Source organism: Streptomyces sp. NPDC054796 (genome assembly GCF_053611545.1).
In genome coordinates, this window is sequence record NZ_JBSHAO010000015.1 from 147,389 (window position 1) to 163,764 (window position 16,376).

Genomic DNA, 16,376 nt, shown 5'->3' on the forward strand with positions numbered 1-16,376 from the left:
CGGGCCCGGCCCGTCATCGCGGCTCCCTCACCTCCAGGGGGCCGGGGTGCTCGGGGCGTTCCGGCTGCTCCAAGGGTTCCGGGTGCTCCGGGCGGACGGGAGCGAAGACGACGCCCCCGGGCGCGTCGGTACCGGTGCCGTCCAGGACGTACGCCTGTGCTCGTGCGACGTCGAAGTACATCCCGTGCAGCTCCAGCGAACCCTCCCGCAGCCGACGGGCCACGCACGCGTGCGCGCTCAAGTGCTCCAACTGCTGCACCACGTTGTGCAGGCACAGCGCCTCGATCTCGTCCGCGATGTCGCGGTCCTCGATGCGCGGGCCGCAGCCGGAGCCGTCGGCTCCGCCCTCGCCGCCCCCGTCGCCGGGTGTTCCCAGGCGCTTCAGGCTGGGGTGGCCGTGGCGCAGCCAGCGGCTGAGCGGTGAACCGGCGCCGTCGTATGCCTCGTTGAGGCCGGAGCCGGAGCCGGAGCCGGAGCCGGAGCCGGAGCCGGAGCCGGAGCCGGAGCCGGAGCCGGGCCCCGGACCCGGACCGGAGCCCGGGACACCCGTGGTGTGCAGGGCCTGCATCGCCCCGCATCCGGAGTGCCCGCACACGGTGATGGACTCAACCTTCAGCACGTCCACCGCGTATTCGATGGCCGCCGCCACCGACTCGTCCCCCGACTCCTCGCCGGGCGGCGGCACAAGGTTGCCGACATTGCGCACGGTGAAGAGATCACCAGGCCCGCTGGAGGTGATCATGCTGGTGACCAGCCGGGAGTCGGCGCAGGTCAGGAAGAGCTGCGAGGGCTGCTGCCCCTCCTTCGCGAGCCGCGCCAGCTCCTCCCGTACGAGCGGTGCCGTGATGCGCTGGAAGTTGCGCACCCCGCCCAGCAGTTGCCCGCGCCTCGGCGTCACGGCCTGCTGCTGACCGGATCTCGGTCTGGTGCAGTGGTGATTGCGCCAGGGCGTCCAGGGGGTGCAGCTGTGCGCGGACGCCGGCTCCGCGATCCGGTGACCCGTGCGCCCCGTGATCTCCACTTCCCCGCCCTTGGCCGTGTGCGAGCCCCGCCAGTCCTGGAGGGATTCGTAGGCCGCGTGATCCATGAACGAACCGTCCAGTTCCACCACCGCTTTTTCCCCTTCCGGTACCTGTGCCAGTGCCCGGCTCAGCCGGGGCACCGCGAGAAACGTCAACTGCCCCCGCACCCGCACCCGGTGCTCCCCTCCCGGGACCTGCTCGTGGGTGATGCGCGTGCGCGTCAGCCGGTGCAGCGCCGTGGCCACGGCGACCGCGATGCCGATCACGACGCCCTGGAGGACGCCCGCGAGGACGACGCCGGTGATCGTGACGGCGTAGACCAGGAACTCGCGGTTCCTGTGCACGTTCCTGATGTGCGCGAAGCTGACCATCTGGATGCCGACCACCATCACGAGGGCGGCCAGCGACGCCAGCGGGATCAGCTCCAGCGCCCCCACGAGCAGCAGCGCGGCCAGCGCCACCCACACCCCGTGCAGCACCGTGGATCTTCTGGAGACCGCTCCGGCCCGTACGTTCGCCGAGCTCCGCACGGCGCCGCCCGAGAGCGGCAGGCCGCCGAGCGCGCCGGAGGCCACGTTCGCGATGCCCTGGCCGCGCAGCTCCTTGTCGAGATCGGAACGCGGCCCCGTCGGACCCGGGCGCTCCGCCTCCAGTTTGTCGACGGCGACCGACGAGAGCAGCGACTCCAGGCTCGCCACCAACGTCACCGTCAGCACGGCCGCCACCAGGCCCAGCAGCGGGCCTTGCGGGCTCTCGGGCAGCACGTGACTGCGCCATGACGGCAGGTGCACCTTGGGCAGTCCGGGAGCGGCCACCGCCGCCACCGCCGTGGCGAGGACCACGGCTACCAGCGCCGCCGGGACGCGCTTGGCTCTGTTGCCCGCGCGCCCGGGAAGCCGTGGCCACAGGAGCAGCACCGCGATGGTCAGCAGCCCGATGGCCGGTGCGGCGGGCGACAGCCCCGAGAGCTGGGCGGGAAGCGCGAACAGGTTGGTGATCGTGTTGCCCTCTGGCTGGCCGCCGAGCACCACGTGGAGCTGGGCGACGGCGATCGTGATCCCGATGCCCGCGAGCGTGCCGTGCACGACGGCGGGGCTGACGGCGAGCGCGCCGCGCGCCACCTTCAGCATCCCCAGAAACAGTTGGACGATCCCGGCGAGCACGGTGATGGCGCAGGTGGTGCGCCAGCCGTAGATCTGGATCAGCTCGGCCGTGACCACCGTCAGCCCCGCGGAGGGGCCGCTGATCTGGAGCGGTGTCCCGCCCAGCAGCCCGGCGACGATCCCGCCCACCGCCGCGCCCACCAGCCCCGACTGGAGCGGGGCCCCGACGGCGATGGCCAGGCCGAGGGAGAGGGGGATGGCGATGAGGAAGACGGTGATGGAGGCCGACAGATCGCGAGCGAGCCCGGACCGTCCCGTATGGCCTCCGTTTCCGGCTCCGCTTCCGTCGCTGTTTCTGTTTCTGTCTCTCTTTCCGGCTTCGTGTTCCGCGCCGGGGGAGGTCTCCGGCGGCGCGTCGGGCGTGCGCCGTCCCGGCCATCGCGAACGCGCCGCACGCGCCTGCGTACGGGCGGCCGCAGCCGCACTGGCGGAGTCGCGGGAGGCCCACGAGTACGGCGAACCGTGGTCGTGATCGTGTTCGTGGGCGTGATCGGGGCCATGAACGTGGCCGTGGTCGTAGGCGTGCGGGAGGTCGTTGGTGTGGGACCCGGCGGCAGGGCCGTTCCGGGAAGCACAGGGATCGGGGGTGCGCCGACTGTGGGCGGCAGTAGCGCGCACAGGGGTACAGGCGGACATCGTGTCTCCTTCGCGGCGGCACGGTGTGTAACCGTCTGACTACTCTCAAGCGTTGGTAAACGAACCGTAATGCCATGTAAAGGCCGGAGGGAACCCCTGTCGGCCCATACGGGAGGCCGTTCCACCCAAGGAGTGAACAGTCATCCGGATGCCCTTGTCGTATTTATTCATCTTGGGCGCTATGTCACGTTTTATGTGACCGCGTTTGCCGCTGGTCGTGGAATCGGCGGGCACGGCAAGGGAGAGGTGGGCCGATGACAGCCACGCGAAGCCGGGTCGCGGCAGTGGCCGCCGGAGTGGCCGCCGGACTGGCGCTGACCGCGACGATCAGCGGTTGTTCGGGCGGCGGGCACGGGGGTGACGGCGGTTCGGCACCGGAGGAGAAACCGGAGCAGCAGACCCGGACCATCGGCGACGGCTCGATGTCCGTCACGGGGCGCCAGCCGCACCAGCCGAGACCCAGAAAGCTGCGTCCGGGCGAGAGGCCGCCGCAGTTCGTGGTCTTCTCCTGGGACGGTGCGGGCGAGGACGGCAAGAAGCTCTTCTCGCGCTTCCGCGAGATCGGCAACAAGTACGGCGCCACCCAGACCTACTTCCTGAGCGGGATCTATCTGCTGCCCGAGGGCAAGGCGCGGCACTACGACCCGCCGGGCCACCGCAGGGGCGCCTCCGACATCGGCTACCTCAAGGACAGGAACGTCAGGGCCACCCTCCGGCAGGTGCGCGAGGCGTGGCTCGACGGCAGTGAGATCGGCACCCACTTCAACGGGCACTTCTGCGGCCCCGGCGGGGTCGGTGACTGGTCGGTCGACCAGTGGAAGAGCGAGATCAACCAGGCGAAGTGGTTCGTGGGGAACTGGAAGTCGACCACGGGCTGGGAGGCCCTCGACGCGCTCCCCTTCGACTACGAACGTGAGCTGGTCGGGGGCCGCACCCCCTGTCTGGAGGGCCGGGACAATCTCGTCAAGGCGGCCCGGCAGATGGGCTTCCGCTACGACTCCAGCGGCAACGGCACCCAGGTCTGGCCTGGCAAGCGCGGCGGCCTGTGGGACCTGCCGCTCCAGCAGGTCCCGATGCCCGGCCACGGGTACGAGACGCTCGCGATGGACTACAACTTCCTCGCGAACCAGTCCGTGACCGTCGACGGGCCCGTCGAGAAACGCCCGTACTACAAGCGGCAGATGCGCGGCGGCCTGCTCGCCGGGTTCGAGCGCGCCTACGAGGGCAACCGCGCCCCGATGATCATCGGCAACCACTTCGAGGACTGGAACGGCGGCATCTACATGGACGCCGTCGAGGACGTCATGAAGACCGTGTGCCGGAAGGCGGACGTCCGCTGTGTCTCCTTCCGGCAGCTCACCGACTGGCTCGACGCGCAGGATCCCGAGGTCCTCAGCAAGCTCCGCACCCTGGAGGTCGGCGAGCGCCCAGAGAAGGGCTGGGCCTCCTTCCTCGCGGGCAGCCGTTCGCATCTGATGTCGCGCTGACGGTCCGCCAGGGCCCCGGGATTCTCAGGGTTCCCGGGGGCCGGGCGCCGCTGTGAAGCGGCGCCCGGAAGCCGTCGGGGACAGGCAAGGGAGGCGCGGCCCGTCAGGCGGGCTGCGGCTCGGGCTCCTCGCGCAGGACGAAGGACGGGTCGACCTGCGCCGCCAGGTCGGTGCCCGTCCGCTCGTTGCCCCAGCTCTCCGCGTTGCGCAGGTGGAAGTGCACCATCTGCCGCGTGTAGCGCTCCCAGTCGCGGGCCTCGTAGGCGCCGTCCGCGGCCTCCGACAGGGCCTCCAGCGCGCTCCGGTTCCCCTCCTCCAGCTCGGCGAACGGGCGGGGGCGGCCCTTCTCCATGGCGCGGACCCAGTCCGAGTGGCCGACGGTGAGCAGCAGGTCCTCGCCGACCTCCTCGCGCAGGAAGTCGGCGTCGTCCTGGCTCTGCACCTTGTTGCCCACGACCTTCAGCGCGACGCCGAAGTCCCGCGCGTACTCCTTGTACTGCCGGTAGACCGACACGCCCTTACGGGTGGGCTCCGCGACGAGGAAGGTCATGTCGAAACGGGTGAACATGCCGGACGCGAAGGAGTCGCTGCCGGCGGTCATGTCGACGACGACGTACTCCTCCCGCCCGTCCACGAGGTGGTTCAGGCACAGCTCCACCGCGCCCGTCTTCGAGTGGTAGCAGGCGACGCCGAGGTCGGAATCGGTGAAGGGGCCGGTCGCCAGCAGCCTGATGCCGCCTCCTTCGAGGGCGACGGGGCGCGCGCAGGCGTCGTAGACCGGGTTGTCCTCGGTGATCCGCAGCAGCCGTGAGCCCTCGCCGGGAGGCGTCGTCTTGATCATGGACTCGGCGGAGGCGATCCGCGGGTTGGAGCCGCGCAGATACTCCTTGATCAGTGGCAACTGGGCCCCCATCGCCGGAAGCGCCGCCGACTCCGCGTCGTCGAGCCCGAGGGCCGCGCCGAGGTGCTGGTTGATGTCGGCGTCCACGGCGACGACCGGGAGGTGCCGTGCGGCCAGATGACGGATGAAGAGCGAGGACAGCGTCGTCTTGCCGCTGCCACCCTTGCCAACGAAAGCGATTTTCATGAACAAGAGCGTAGTCATCGCGAGCGCTCCAGGCTGGCGCTCGGACCGCGAAGTCCACCCGATCGTGGGTGGCCACGTAATGTCGTACGCATGAGTAGCACCGCTGATCCCCTGGCGCCGCTGGGCGCGCTCCCCGGCGTGAACGACGCCGTGGACTCCGTACGGAAGGCCGTGGACAGGGTCTACGGGCACCGCGTCATGCGCCGTCGCAGCAGTGAGGTGACCGCCGAGGCGGCACTGCGCGGGGCGCGGGCCTCGGCCGCGCTGGACGGCGCCGACTGGGAACTGGAAGAGGTGCGGCGGCGCACCGACTTCGGCGTCGAGGGCGAGCCCCGTACCGTCGGCGCCGCGCTGCGGGTGACGGCGGAGTCAGGCCAGCTCCTCGACGTGTGGCGGCAGTCCCCGCTCCGGGTGCTCGCGCGGCTGCACCTGGTGGCGGCCGGGGGCGTCACGGAGGAGGAGCGCGTGGGCAGGCCCAGGCTCGCGGGCGAGCCTGTGGACGACGCCCTCCTGGAGGCCGCACCGCCCTCGGCCGACGAGGTCTCGGCGCGGCTGGAGGGGCTGGCCCAGCTCGTGGCCGGCGGCTCGTCGGCGCCTGCGCTGGTGCTGGCGGCCGTGGTGCACGGGGAACTGCGGGTGCTGCGGCCCTTCGGCTCGTACAACGGGCTGGTCGCGCGCGCGGCCGAGCGTGTGGTGCTGGTGGGCAGCGGACTCGACCCGAAGTCGATCTGCCCGGCCGAGGTCGGCCACGCCGAACAGGGGCGCGAGGGGTACGTGCACGCGCTGAACGCCTACGCGGCCGGGACGCCCGAGGGCATGGCGGACTGGATCGCGTACTGCGGCCGGTCCGTCGAGCTGGGCGTGCGCGAGAGCACGGCGGTCTGCGAGGCGCTTCAGCGCGGCGCGGCGTAGGGGCCTGGGCCGGGCGTCTGGAGGTCTGAGGGCCCGCGGGCCTGGCGGAAGGGGCCCGAGGACAGAAAATGCGGCGGCACTGCTTCGAAGGCGGTGCCGCCGCTGGCATGTTCACCGGGTTACCAGTGCGTGCTCTTCATAGTGTCCGTCATCGGGCCGGAACGTTGCCCGGTTCCCGAGGGGACGTGCCCGATACGCGGGCTAGGCGTCGCGTGGGTGCCCTGTGTTCATGCGTACGGTCCGTGGGCCTTGATGCGTGAACGGGATCCTCTCGGATGCCGTTGGTCTCGCGGGCCGCTGATTCCTTTGTACTGCGTGAGGAGAGCAAGCGGAACCCCTCGACGCAGTTCTTTACTTTCCGCTTCAAAAGCTGCCGAATCGGGCACGCCTTCGACTCGTGTACCAGACCAGTCCGGCTGTCGCCGCCGCCGCTCCCACGGCAGCGGCGGTGACCGCGAGCGCGGGCCGGGAGGGCATCGACAGGCTGGGAATGCGCTGCTTGAGGCGCACCGGGCGGGAGAAGGAGAGGACGGGCCACTCCCGGGTGAGTGCCTCCTTGCGCAGTGTCCGGTCGGGATTGACGGCGTGCGGATGGCCGACGGACTCCAGCATGGGGATGTCGGTTGCCGAGTCGCTGTAGGCGTAGCAGCGGCTGAGGTCGTAGCCCTCGGACTCCGCGAGCGCGGCGATGGCCTCGGCCTTGGTCGGGCCGTAGGCGTAGTACTCGATCTCGCCCGTGTAGCAGCCGTCCTCGACGACCATGCGGGTCGCGACGACGCGATCGGCGCCGATCATCTCGCCGATCGGCTCCACGACCTCGGCCCCCGAGGTGGAGACGATGACCACATCGCGTCCTGCGAGGTGGTGCTCCTCGATGAGGGAGGCGGCCTCGTCGTAGATGATGGGGTCGATGAGCTGGTGGATGGTCTCGGCAACGATCTCCTTGACCTGCTCCACGTTCCAGCCGCGGCACAGAGCCGAGAGATACTCCCGCATCCGCTCCATCTGGTCGTGGTCGGCCCCACCCAGGAGATATACGAACTGGGCGTAGGCGGTGCGCAGTACGGCACGGCGATTGATCAGGCCACCTTGGTAGAAGGACTTGCCGAAGGTGAGCGTGCTCGACTTCGCAATGACCGTCTTGTCCAGGTCGAAGAAGGCGGCTGTACGGGGCATCGCTAGGTTTTCCACGATGGCGAGCATAGGCGCCAACCATTCGGCGTAAGGTGGGGCGCGTGGGTTTGCCTGAGAAGGCTCTCGGGTACACCATGGAAGTCACGGATCGTTCGCGACCGTGCTAACCCGGCCCGACTCCTCCCCCCCCGAGTCGGCCGTGGAGACGACCCCCGCTCTCCCCCCCGGCGGGGGTCGTCGCATGTCCGGGGGCATTTTCCGGAATCCATGCCTCTGGATCCCTCCCTTCGCGATCTTCGTGGACGAGCTCTGTGGATCCATGAGAACCGTCACTCAGCGTAATCGCATTGCTGCTCTCCGGAAGTCACCGGGATGAGTGAAGAAGTTATTCACAACCCCCGAGTTGTTCACGGTTTTGGACCATGATCCTCAAGTTTTTCGCGTTCGCCGCACAGTGATTCCCGGCAGCACCCACGGGTGTTTGCGGAAGCGAGGGTGTCATGTGTGAAGGGGGAGCGGATCGTGGCCGAAACCATTCTGATTGTCACGGAGGACGAGGAACTCCTCGATGATCTGCTGCGGTTGTGCGCGGCGGCGGGAGCCGAGGCCGAGGTGGCGCACGGTGCCCCGGCCGACCGCCTGAGCTGGGCGGGCTGGAGCGGAGCCGCCGCGTGGGAGAAGGTGCCCCTGGTCCTGGTCGGTGACGACTGCGCGGGCGCGGAGGGGCTGGGGTGCGCCTCGGGTGGTGGGCCACGTGGAGCACCGCGCAGGCCGGGCGTGTTGCTGGTCGGCCGGGACCTGGACGATTCGGGAGTGTGGGAGCGCGGCGCCCGTATCGGCGCGGAGGGCGTGGTCCTCCTCCCCGATGCCGAGAGCTGGCTCACCGGCCGCATCGCCGACGCGGCCGAGGGCGTGGGCAGGCCCGCGCTGACGGTCGGGGTCCTCGGCGGACGTGGCGGTTCCGGAGCCTCCACTCTGGCCTGCGCCCTCGCGGTGACGGCCGCGCGCGAAGGCCGTCGCACCATGCTCGTCGACGCCGATCCGCTCGGCGGAGGCATGGACGTGCTGCTCGGCGGCGAGCGCGCCGAGGGGCTGCGCTGGCCCGCGTTCGCCGAGTCGCGGGGACGGCTCGGCGGTGTCGCGCTGGAGGAGTCGCTGCCGAGACTGCACGACGTGAGCGTGCTGAGCTGGGACCGGGGAGAGTCCGTGCTGATCCCGGCGGACGCGATGAAGTCCGTGCTGTCCGCCGCGCGGCGGCGCGCCGGGGTGGTCGTCGTCGATCTGCCGCGCCGGGTGGACGAGACGGTCGCCGAGGTGCTGGCACTGCTCGATCTGGGACTCGTGGTCGTGCCCGCCGAGCTGCGCGCCGTCGCCGCGGCCCACCGGGTCTCCTCCCGCGCCCGGCTGGTGCTGCGCGATCTCCGGGCCCTGGTGCGCACTCCGGGCGGCCCCGGCGGCCCCCGGGGTTACGGGCCGGGGCTGGACGAGGAGGAGGTCGCGCGGCTGCTGGGGCTCTCGCTCGCGGGCGAACTCCCCTGGGAGCCGGGCCTCCTGGACGACGTCGACAGGGGCGTGCCCCCAGGCGCACGCGAGACCGGCGCGCTTGCCCGCTTCTGCCGCGAGTTCTGGGCCCAGGCCCTGAGCGGCGGCGTGAGCGACGGAGGGGTGGCGGCGTGAACGGGCGCACGGAGCGGCGAGGCGGTGCAGAGGGCCAGCGGGTTGGGGACGGGCAGGAGGGCCCGTCGGGCTTCGGCGGCCGGCGTCACGGCGGCGGTCACGGTCGCGGCCGCGGTCACGAGGCGCGTCGGGTGCTCGCGCGGCGCCCGGCGGGCGTGGGGGTGGGCGTGGGCGCACCGGAGCGGTATGCGGCGGCGGAGACCCTGCTGGACTCGGTGCGGATGCGGCTCGCCGAGTCGGGCGCGGAGCCGACACCGGCCCGGGTGGCCGCCGCGCTGCGCTCCCAGGGCCGTCTGCTGGGGGACAGCGCGGTGCTGGGCGTGGTGGAGGAGTTGCGTTCGGAGATGGTGGGCACGGGCCCGCTCGAACCGCTGCTGGCCGATCCGGAGGTCACCGATGTGCTGGTGACCCGCGCGGACGAGGTCTGGGTGGACCGCGGCCGGGGTCTGGAGCGTACGGAGATGCGCTTCCGGGACGCGGCGTCCGTCCGACGGCTGGCCCAGCGCCTGGCCACAACGGCGGGTCGGCGGCTGGACGATGCCAGGCCCTGGGTCGATGCCCGCCTGCCGGACGGCACCCGGCTGCACGCGGTGCTGCCACCCGTCGCCGTCGGCTGCACGTGCCTCTCGTTGCGCGTGGTGCGGCCACGGGCCTTCGGCCTGGACGAACTGGTCGCGGCGGGCACGGTCCCGCCAGGGGGCGACGCGCTGCTGCGGGCTGTGCTGGACGCGCGGCTCTCCTTCCTCATCAGCGGCGGTACCGGCACCGGCAAGACCACGCTGTTGAGCACCCTGCTCGGGCTCGTCGGCCCGGAGGAGCGGATCGTGCTGGCGGAGGACTCGGCCGAACTGCGCCCTGACCACCCCCACGTCGTCCGGCTGGAGGCACGGCCCGCCAACCAGGAGGGGGTGGGACGTGTGGGGCTCGACGATCTGGTGCGCCAGGCGCTGCGGATGCGGCCCGACCGCCTCGTCGTCGGAGAGGTGCGCGGCGCCGAGGTCACCGATCTGCTGGCCGCGCTCAACACGGGCCACGAAGGCGGCTGCGGCACGGTCCATGCCAACGCCGCGTCCGATGTGCCCGCCCGGCTGGAGGCCCTGGGGACGACGGCCGGTCTGGACCGCGCCGCCCTGCACAGCCAGTTGGCCGCCGCGCTCGATGTGCTGGTGCACCTCGTGCGGGACCGCGCGGGGCGGCGGCGCATCGCCGAGATCCATGTGCTGGAGCGCGATGCGAAGGGCCTGGTCACGACCGTCCCCGCCGCGCTGTGGGGCGAACGGGGCTTTGTGGCGGGGCGCGGCTGGGAGCGGCTGCGTCGGCTGTGCGGCCGGGGCACGGGCGAGGGGCTCGGGCCGCACGAGGGGCTCGGCCCTGGCGAGGTTCTCGGGGCCGTTGACAGGGCCGAGGGGAGGCGGCGGCCGTGACGACGCTGACGAACACGGAGACGGCACCGGTGTACGCGGCGGTGTGCCTCGGTGCCGCCGTCCTGCTGATGGCAGGGCGCGAGGACGGGATGCGCAGGGCCCGGCTGCTGCTCGCGGGCGGCGGCGAGGCGGGTGCGCGGACGCCGAGGGCGCCCGTCTGGTGGACCGCGTGGGCGGCACCGCGTGTGCGGGCGGTGTTCGGGGAGCGGGCGGGCCACGAGTGGTGGTGTCTGCTCGGGGGAGCGCTCCTGGGACTGCTCGGGGAGTCCTGGCTGCCGCTGCTCGCCGGGCTGGTGGCGGTGCCCCTGGTGCGCCGTCGGTTGCGGGCGCGGGAGCGTCGGCGGCGCGCGGAGAGCCGCGAGTGCGCTGTGGTGGAGCTGTGCGCCGCCGTCTCCGGCGAACTGCGGGCGGGGCGGCAGCCGGACCGCGCCCTGCTCGTGGCGGGCGCGGAGGCGCTGCGGAGCCTCGGCGAGGCGGGGGCGCCCGTCCTCGCCGCCGCCCACTACGGCGGGAACGTCCCCCACGCGCTCGACCACGCCTCCCGGGCACCGGGCGCCGCAGGACTGCGCGGGGTCGCGGCCTGCTGGCAGGTGTCCGTGGAAGGGGGCGCCGGCCTCGCGGAGGGACTGGACAGGGTCGCCGCGGCGCTGCGCGCCGAGCGGGACCAGAGAGAGGAACTGCGCGCCCAGTTGGCAGGCCCGCGCTCCACGGCGGCGGTGCTGGCACTGCTTCCGGCCTTCGGACTGCTGCTGGGCAGCGCGATGGGCGCGGATCCGTTGCGGGTGCTCCTGCACAGTCCCGCCGGACTCGGCTGCCTGCTCGTCGGCGGGCTCCTGGAGTGGGCCGGGCTGGTGTGGGTCGCGCGCCTGGTGCGGTCGGCGCAGGGCACGCCCGGAGGCGGCGACGCGAAGGGGGAGGTGGCATGAGCGGCGCGGCAAGCGTTGCCCGGACGGCGGATGTCTCCGGTGCGCAGGGGCCGGGTGCACGGGGTGCGCTGAACGTGGCCGGTGAGGTCATCGGGGCGGGCGTGACGGTGTGGTGGATCGCGGTGCTGGTCTGCGTCGGCTGTCTCGCGGGCACCTCGCTGGGCTGGTGCCGCGAGCGAGGCGGGCGGCGCAAGGCGGGGCGCCTGTTCGCGGGGCCGGGGCACGGGGAGCCGGTGAGTTCGGGGCGTCGGCCAGGAGCGGGCGGCGCTGACGAGGGAGAGGGAGCAGTCGAGGCGGAGCCGTCGAGCGGCGGGGCCACCAGGACCGGGGCCCGCCCCTGGGCCGGGCGGTTTGCGGGACGGGCCGGGCTGCGAAAGGCGATGGACCGGTGGCCCTTACGGGAGGGCGCCGCCGCTGCCGGGGCCGCCGCTCTAGGGGTGGTGCTCGTGGACGGGGGCGTCGGGTGGGCGCTCGGGGGCGCGTGCGCGTGCGCGGCGTGGTGGTGGTCGCGGGCCCGGCTGGGGCGGGGGGAGGGGGCTGAGGCGGCGGCGGAGGCACGGATGACGGAGGGCCAGCTTCCGTTGACGGCGGAGCTGTTGGCCGCCTGCCTCGCCGCGGGGTCAGCGCCGGGCGCCGCGGCCGAAGCGGTGGGCCGCTCCCAGGGCGGGCCGCTGGGAGAGCGCCTGGTGAGAGCGGCTACGGAGCTGAGGCTCGGGGGCGAACCGGCCGATGTGTGGGGCCGTTTCGGGGCGTTTCCCGGAGGCGCGCAGCTCGCCCGCTGTCTGGAGCGGGCCGGAAGTGCGGGGGTTCCTGCGGTGGAGCCGGTGACGCGGCTGGCGGCCGAGCTGAGAGCGCGCGGAGCCCGCACGGCCACGGCCAGGGCCCGTCGCGCGGCCGTCCTGGTCACCGGACCGCTCGGCCTGTGCTTTCTGCCCGCCTTCCTGGCGGTGGGCGTCGCGCCCGTGGTGATGGGGCTGGCCCGCTCCCTGCTGTGAGCGGCCGGACGGGCGGACGTGCGGGGCGGCCGGGCGGCCCGTCGAAAAGGCGCCGTCGCTCGGCTCGCGATCCCGGGCGGGGAACGAAGGGAGGGGCCGGAAACCAGAAAGGGGGAGCCGGAAGAGAGCCGACCCGTCGGGCGGAGGCCCGCGCGGAGAGGGATCGGTGGCCGGGAGGAAGCCGCCGGGCGAGAGGGCCCAGCGGTCAAAGCGGGACACGGGACGAGAAGGGGGACGTGATGAACGCCAAGGGGGAAGCGGTGCGGACGGGGTTCCGGCTGTGCCTGCGTGGACGTGGAGCGTCGAGGGACGCGGGGATGAGTACCGCCGAGTACGCGGTGGGAACCATCGCCACCTGCGGGTTCGCGGCTGTGCTCTACAAGGTCGTCACCAGCGGAGCGGTCAGCGCGCAGATGCAGCAGCTCATCGAGAGGGCGCTCAGTGCCCAGTTCTGACGGTGGGTTCGGCCGCGCGAGAGGCGCCGCCGACCAGGGCTCCGTGACGGCTGAGGCCGCCGTGGTGATTCCCACGCTGGTGCTGCTGACCGCGGTGCTGCTGTGGGGCGTCATGGCGGCGGCCACCCAGATCCAGTGTGTGGACGGGGCACGCGCGGGAGCCCGTGCGGCGGCACGGGGCGAGACGGAAGGGGGAGTGCGGGATGCCGTGCGTTCGGCGGCGCCCCACGGAGCACGGGTCACGACGGCGAAGGAGGGCGACCTCGTGCGGGTACGGGTGCGGGCGCGTACGGCGGGGCCAGGGGCGTTGACGGTCGAGCTGGACGCGGACGCGGTCGCCCTGGACGAGGCGAGTGTGGGCGCGGACGCGGAGGGGGTGGGCCATGAGGCCGGACGTGACGGGGAGCGCTGACCGGGGTTCGGCGACGGTGTGGGCGGCCCTGACCGCCGTGGTGCTGTGCGGAGTGCTCGCGGTGGTCTTGGGGCTGGGGCAGGCGGTCGCGGCTCGCCACAGAGCGGGCGGCGGCGCCGATCTCGCGGCGCTCGCGGCCGCGGGCCATGCCCTGGAAGGCGAGGCCCGCGCCTGTGACGGGGCACGCAGGGTGGCGGCGGCGCAGCGGACGTGGCTGGCCCGTTGCGCGGTGCGGGGTGAGGTGGCCGATGTGACGGTGGGGGCGCGGTGGGGGCCGTACGCGCCGGAGGTACGGGCACGGGCGGGGCCGCCCACGCCCACCCCGTCGCCCACCCCCTCGCTCACCACGGCGTCCCGCTCCGAGGCACTGTCCGGCCCGCCCCGCCCCCCTTAGCCCGGCACCGGCACCGGTTCCAGGGCCGGCACCAGGCCGAACGCCCCGGTCCCGCGCCTCGCCCCACAGCCCGGCGCGGGGGCCAGGAACAGGAGTCAGGGGCTAGGCGAGGGCTCGGGGGCGGAGGAGAGGAGTTCGGAGAGGAGGCGGACGGCGCCGCGCTTGTGGAGGGGGTCGTTGCCGTTGCCGCACTTGGGCGACTGGATGCACGAGGGGCACCCCGCCTCGCACTCGCAGGCGGCGATGGCGTCGCGGGTGGCGGTGAGCCATTCGCGGGCCGTACGGAAGGCGCGTTCGGCGAAGCCCGCCCCGCCGGGGTGGCCGTCGTACACGAAGACCGTGGGAAGGAGCGTGTCGGGATGGAGGGGTACGGAGACGCCGCCGATGTCCCAGCGGTCGCACGTGGCGAAGAGGGGCAGCAGGCCGATGGAGGCGTGCTCGGCAGCGTGCAGGGCTCCGGGAACGATCTCCGGGTTGACCCGGGCGGCGTCGAGCTGGTCCTCGGTGACCGTCCACCAGACGGCGCGGGTGCGCAGGGTGCGCGGAGGGAGGTCGAGCTTCGTCTCGCCGAGCACCTCGCCGGTGATGACACGTCGGCGCAGATAGGAGACGACCTGGTTGGTGACCTCGACGGTCCCGAAGCACAGCCGCGCCTCCCCCCAGGGGATCTCGGTCTCGGTCTCCAGGACGGCGACGGAGGTGGTGTCGCGGGCCATCGTCGTCCAGGGCGGGCTGGCCTCCTCCACCAGCGCGGCGGAGTCCTCCAGATCGAGGTGCTCGACGACGTAGGTGCGGCCCTGGTGGAGGTGGACGGCGCCGTCGTGGACGGTGGTGTGCGCCGCCGCCGCGTCGACGGTGCCGAGGAGGCGCCCCGTGGCCGCCTCGACGATCTGTACGGGGCTGCCGCCCGAGCCCCGGATGTCGGTGAGGTCGGCCGCCCGCTCCTTGCGCGTCCAGTACCAGGAGGCACCCCGGCGGCGCAGCAGCTTGCGCTCTTCGAGCTGGGCCGTCAGTTCGGGGAAGGCGGGGCCGAAGAGCGCCGAGTCGGCCTCGGAGAGGGGGATTTCGGATGCTGCCGCACACAGGTGCGGGGCGAGGACGTACGGGTTGTCGGGGTCCAGGACGGTGGTCTCGACGGGCTGCTCGAAGAGGGATTCGGGGTGGTGGACGAGATAGGTGTCCAGCGGGTCGTCGCGGGCGACGAGTACGGCCAGCGCCCCCTGCCCCTTCCGGCCCGCGCGCCCTGCCTGCTGCCAGACGGAGGCCCGGGTTCCCGGGTAGCCGGTGATCAGGACCGCGTCGAGACCGGAGATGTCGATGCCCAGTTCCAGCGCGCTGGTGGCGGAGAGGCCGAGCAGCTCGCCGGTGTGCAGGGCCTGTTCGAGGGCGCGGCGCTCCTCGGGGAGATAGCCGCCGCGGTACGCGGCGACCCGTGAGGCCAGGCCCCGGTCCACGGCGGCGAGCCGCTCCTGGGCGATGAGGGAGATCAGCTCGGAGCCGCGCCGTGAGCGGACGAAGGCGACGGTGCGTACGCCCTGGACCGCCAGGTCGGTCAGCAGTTCGGCGGACTCGGCGGTGGCGGTGCGGCGGACCGGCGCGCCCCGTTCGCCCTCCAGCTCGGTCAGCGGGGGCTCCCAGAGCGCGAAGACCAACTCGCCGCGCGGCGAACTGTCTTCAGTGATCTCCGTCACGGGCAATCCGGTCAGCCGGGTGGCCGCCTCACCGGGGTCGGCGGCCGTCGCGGAGGCGAGGAGGAAGACGGGGTCGGAGCCGTAGCGGGCGCACAGCCTGCGCAGACGCCGTATGACCTGGGCGACGTGGGAGCCGAAGACCCCGCGGTAGGTGTGGCACTCGTCGATGACGACGTAGCGCAGGGCGCGCAGGAAGGAGGACCAGCGGGCGTGGGCGGGCAGGATGCCGCGGTGGAGCATGTCCGGGTTGGTGAGGACGTAGTTCGCGAAGAGCCGAACCCATTCGCGCTCCTCGACCGGCGTGTCCCCGTCGAAGACGGCGGGCCGCACGGCGGTCCCCAGCGGGGCGGCCAGATCGGCGATGGAACGCCGCTGGTCAGCGGCGAGAGCCTTGGTGGGGGACAGGTAGAGCGCTGTGGTGCCCCGGCCGTTGGGCGCCTCCGAGCCGTCGAGGAGGGCGCTGAGGGTCGGCACGAGATAGGAGAGGGACTTGCCCGAGGCGGTGCCCGTGGCGATGATCACCGACTCGTCGCACAGGGCGTGCCGTGCCGCACGGGACTGATGTTCCCATGGTTGTTCAATGCCCGCTGAGCGAACGGCTTCGATCACTTCAGGCCGGATCAGGTCAGGCCATTCCGCATGGCGACCGATCCGCGGGGGCAAGTGCTCCGTATGGGTGATGCGCTCAGCGCGTTCCGCCCCCGCGGTGAGACGGTCGAGCACCGTGCGGGGGTCGTTGTGGGAGACCTTGCGGGAGGGCACAGCACGTGAGCGTACGCTCGTGGACCGTTGGCGCTGTCCGGCGGCCACTGACACTGTGGGTGTCACCAGCGTGACGGACAATGCCCGCAAGGCGTCGTGCACGCAGGCTCGTAAGTGATTGAATGCCTCTGCGGCTGCCGATCCGTACCCTGCCTCGGCCGGGAGGCTTCGGGGGCGGACGACTCGATAGCAAGGTGCT

13 protein-coding genes are annotated in these 16,376 nt (G+C 72.7%); 9 read left to right on the top strand and 4 right to left on the bottom strand.

The window, feature by feature from the left end; all coding sequences use genetic code 11:
• Positions 1 to 13: 13 nt before the first annotated feature.
• Positions 14 to 2,821 (bottom strand): SulP family inorganic anion transporter, encoded by a 2,808-nt coding sequence (locus ACWGJ2_RS15655; RefSeq protein ID WP_453346626.1) that lies wholly within the window; start codon positions 2,819 to 2,821, stop codon positions 14 to 16.
• Positions 2,822 to 3,075: 254 nt separating this feature from the next.
• On the opposite strand from ACWGJ2_RS15655, the gene ACWGJ2_RS15660 reads away from it, so the two are divergent.
• Positions 3,076 to 4,308 carry a hypothetical protein gene (locus ACWGJ2_RS15660; protein ID WP_453346627.1) on the top strand — a complete coding sequence of 411 codons (1,233 nt, stop codon included), beginning with the start codon at positions 3,076 to 3,078 and terminating at the stop codon, positions 4,306 to 4,308.
• A 103-nt stretch (positions 4,309 to 4,411) separates the two neighbouring features.
• On the opposite strand, the gene ACWGJ2_RS15665 is transcribed toward ACWGJ2_RS15660, so the two are convergent.
• Positions 4,412 to 5,395, bottom strand: a complete 984-nt coding sequence (locus tag ACWGJ2_RS15665; protein ID WP_453346628.1) for an ATP-binding protein — start codon at positions 5,393 to 5,395, stop codon at positions 4,412 to 4,414.
• 90 nt (positions 5,396 to 5,485) lie between these two features.
• Between ACWGJ2_RS15665 and ACWGJ2_RS15670 the strand changes: the two genes are divergently transcribed.
• The gene (locus ACWGJ2_RS15670) at positions 5,486 to 6,307 is read left to right on the top strand and encodes an oxidoreductase (protein ID WP_453346629.1); all 822 of its coding nucleotides are present in this window, start codon (positions 5,486 to 5,488) and stop codon (positions 6,305 to 6,307) included.
• A gap of 363 nt (positions 6,308 to 6,670) precedes the next feature.
• On the opposite strand, the gene ACWGJ2_RS15675 is transcribed toward ACWGJ2_RS15670, so the two are convergent.
• Positions 6,671 to 7,510: an HAD family hydrolase gene (locus ACWGJ2_RS15675; RefSeq protein ID WP_453346630.1), complete on the bottom strand. Its 840-nt coding sequence runs from the start codon at positions 7,508 to 7,510 to the stop codon at positions 6,671 to 6,673.
• Between the two features lie 453 nt (positions 7,511 to 7,963).
• Between ACWGJ2_RS15675 and ssd the strand changes: the two genes are divergently transcribed.
• The 7 genes from ssd (at position 7,964) to ACWGJ2_RS15710 (ending at position 13,724) form a co-directional block, all read left to right on the top strand.
• Positions 7,964 to 9,118 (top strand): septum site-determining protein Ssd, encoded by a 1,155-nt coding sequence (ssd, locus tag ACWGJ2_RS15680; RefSeq protein WP_453346631.1) that lies wholly within the window; start codon positions 7,964 to 7,966, stop codon positions 9,116 to 9,118.
• A gap of 221 nt (positions 9,119 to 9,339) precedes the next feature.
• Positions 9,340 to 10,542 (top strand): TadA family conjugal transfer-associated ATPase, encoded by a 1,203-nt coding sequence (locus tag ACWGJ2_RS15685; protein WP_453346648.1) that lies wholly within the window; start codon positions 9,340 to 9,342, stop codon positions 10,540 to 10,542.
• A 68-nt stretch (positions 10,543 to 10,610) separates the two neighbouring features.
• Positions 10,611 to 11,468: a type II secretion system F family protein gene (locus ACWGJ2_RS15690; protein ID WP_453346649.1), complete on the top strand. Its 858-nt coding sequence runs from the start codon at positions 10,611 to 10,613 to the stop codon at positions 11,466 to 11,468.
• Positions 11,465 to 12,463: a type II secretion system F family protein gene (locus ACWGJ2_RS15695; RefSeq protein ID WP_453346632.1), complete on the top strand. Its 999-nt coding sequence runs from the start codon at positions 11,465 to 11,467 to the stop codon at positions 12,461 to 12,463. Before ACWGJ2_RS15690 ends, ACWGJ2_RS15695 begins: the two co-directional genes overlap by 4 nt.
• A gap of 317 nt (positions 12,464 to 12,780) precedes the next feature.
• Positions 12,781 to 12,918, top strand: a complete 138-nt coding sequence (locus ACWGJ2_RS15700) for a DUF4244 domain-containing protein (protein ID WP_453346633.1) — start codon at positions 12,781 to 12,783, stop codon at positions 12,916 to 12,918.
• A gap of 43 nt (positions 12,919 to 12,961) precedes the next feature.
• Positions 12,962 to 13,330 (top strand): TadE family type IV pilus minor pilin, encoded by a 369-nt coding sequence (locus ACWGJ2_RS15705; RefSeq protein ID WP_453346634.1) that lies wholly within the window; start codon positions 12,962 to 12,964, stop codon positions 13,328 to 13,330.
• Positions 13,302 to 13,724, top strand: coding sequence for an Rv3654c family TadE-like protein (locus ACWGJ2_RS15710; protein ID WP_453346635.1), 423 nt, complete (start codon positions 13,302 to 13,304; stop codon positions 13,722 to 13,724). The genes ACWGJ2_RS15705 and ACWGJ2_RS15710 overlap by 29 nt, the downstream gene beginning before the upstream one ends.
• Before the next feature lie 95 nt (positions 13,725 to 13,819).
• On the opposite strand, the gene ACWGJ2_RS15715 is transcribed toward ACWGJ2_RS15710, so the two are convergent.
• Positions 13,820 to 16,279, bottom strand: coding sequence for a DEAD/DEAH box helicase (locus ACWGJ2_RS15715; RefSeq protein WP_453346636.1), 2,460 nt, complete (start codon positions 16,277 to 16,279; stop codon positions 13,820 to 13,822).
• Positions 16,280 to 16,376: the final 97 nt, after the last annotated feature.

Bases quoted from the DNA above. Each gene is read 5' to 3' on its own strand.
- ACWGJ2_RS15655 (WP_453346626.1), bottom strand. From the start codon at position 2,821: ATGTCCGCCTGTACCCCTGTGCGCGCTACTGCCGCCCACAGTCGGCGC.
- ACWGJ2_RS15670 (WP_453346629.1), top strand. From the start codon at position 5,486: ATGAGTAGCACCGCTGATCCCCTGGCGCCGCTGGGCGCGCTCCCCGGC.
- ACWGJ2_RS15685 (WP_453346648.1), top strand. From the start codon at position 9,340: ATGCGGCTCGCCGAGTCGGGCGCGGAGCCGACACCGGCCCGGGTGGCC.
- ACWGJ2_RS15695 (WP_453346632.1), top strand. From the start codon at position 11,465: ATGAGCGGCGCGGCAAGCGTTGCCCGGACGGCGGATGTCTCCGGTGCG.
- ACWGJ2_RS15665 (WP_453346628.1), bottom strand. From the start codon at position 5,395: ATGAAAATCGCTTTCGTTGGCAAGGGTGGCAGCGGCAAGACGACGCTG.
- ACWGJ2_RS15710 (WP_453346635.1), top strand. From the start codon at position 13,302: ATGAGGCCGGACGTGACGGGGAGCGCTGACCGGGGTTCGGCGACGGTG.
- ACWGJ2_RS15675 (WP_453346630.1), bottom strand. From the start codon at position 7,510: ATGCTCGCCATCGTGGAAAACCTAGCGATGCCCCGTACAGCCGCCTTC.
- ACWGJ2_RS15690 (WP_453346649.1), top strand. From the start codon at position 10,611: ATGGCAGGGCGCGAGGACGGGATGCGCAGGGCCCGGCTGCTGCTCGCG.
- ACWGJ2_RS15700 (WP_453346633.1), top strand. From the start codon at position 12,781: ATGAGTACCGCCGAGTACGCGGTGGGAACCATCGCCACCTGCGGGTTC.
- ACWGJ2_RS15660 (WP_453346627.1), top strand. From the start codon at position 3,076: ATGACAGCCACGCGAAGCCGGGTCGCGGCAGTGGCCGCCGGAGTGGCC.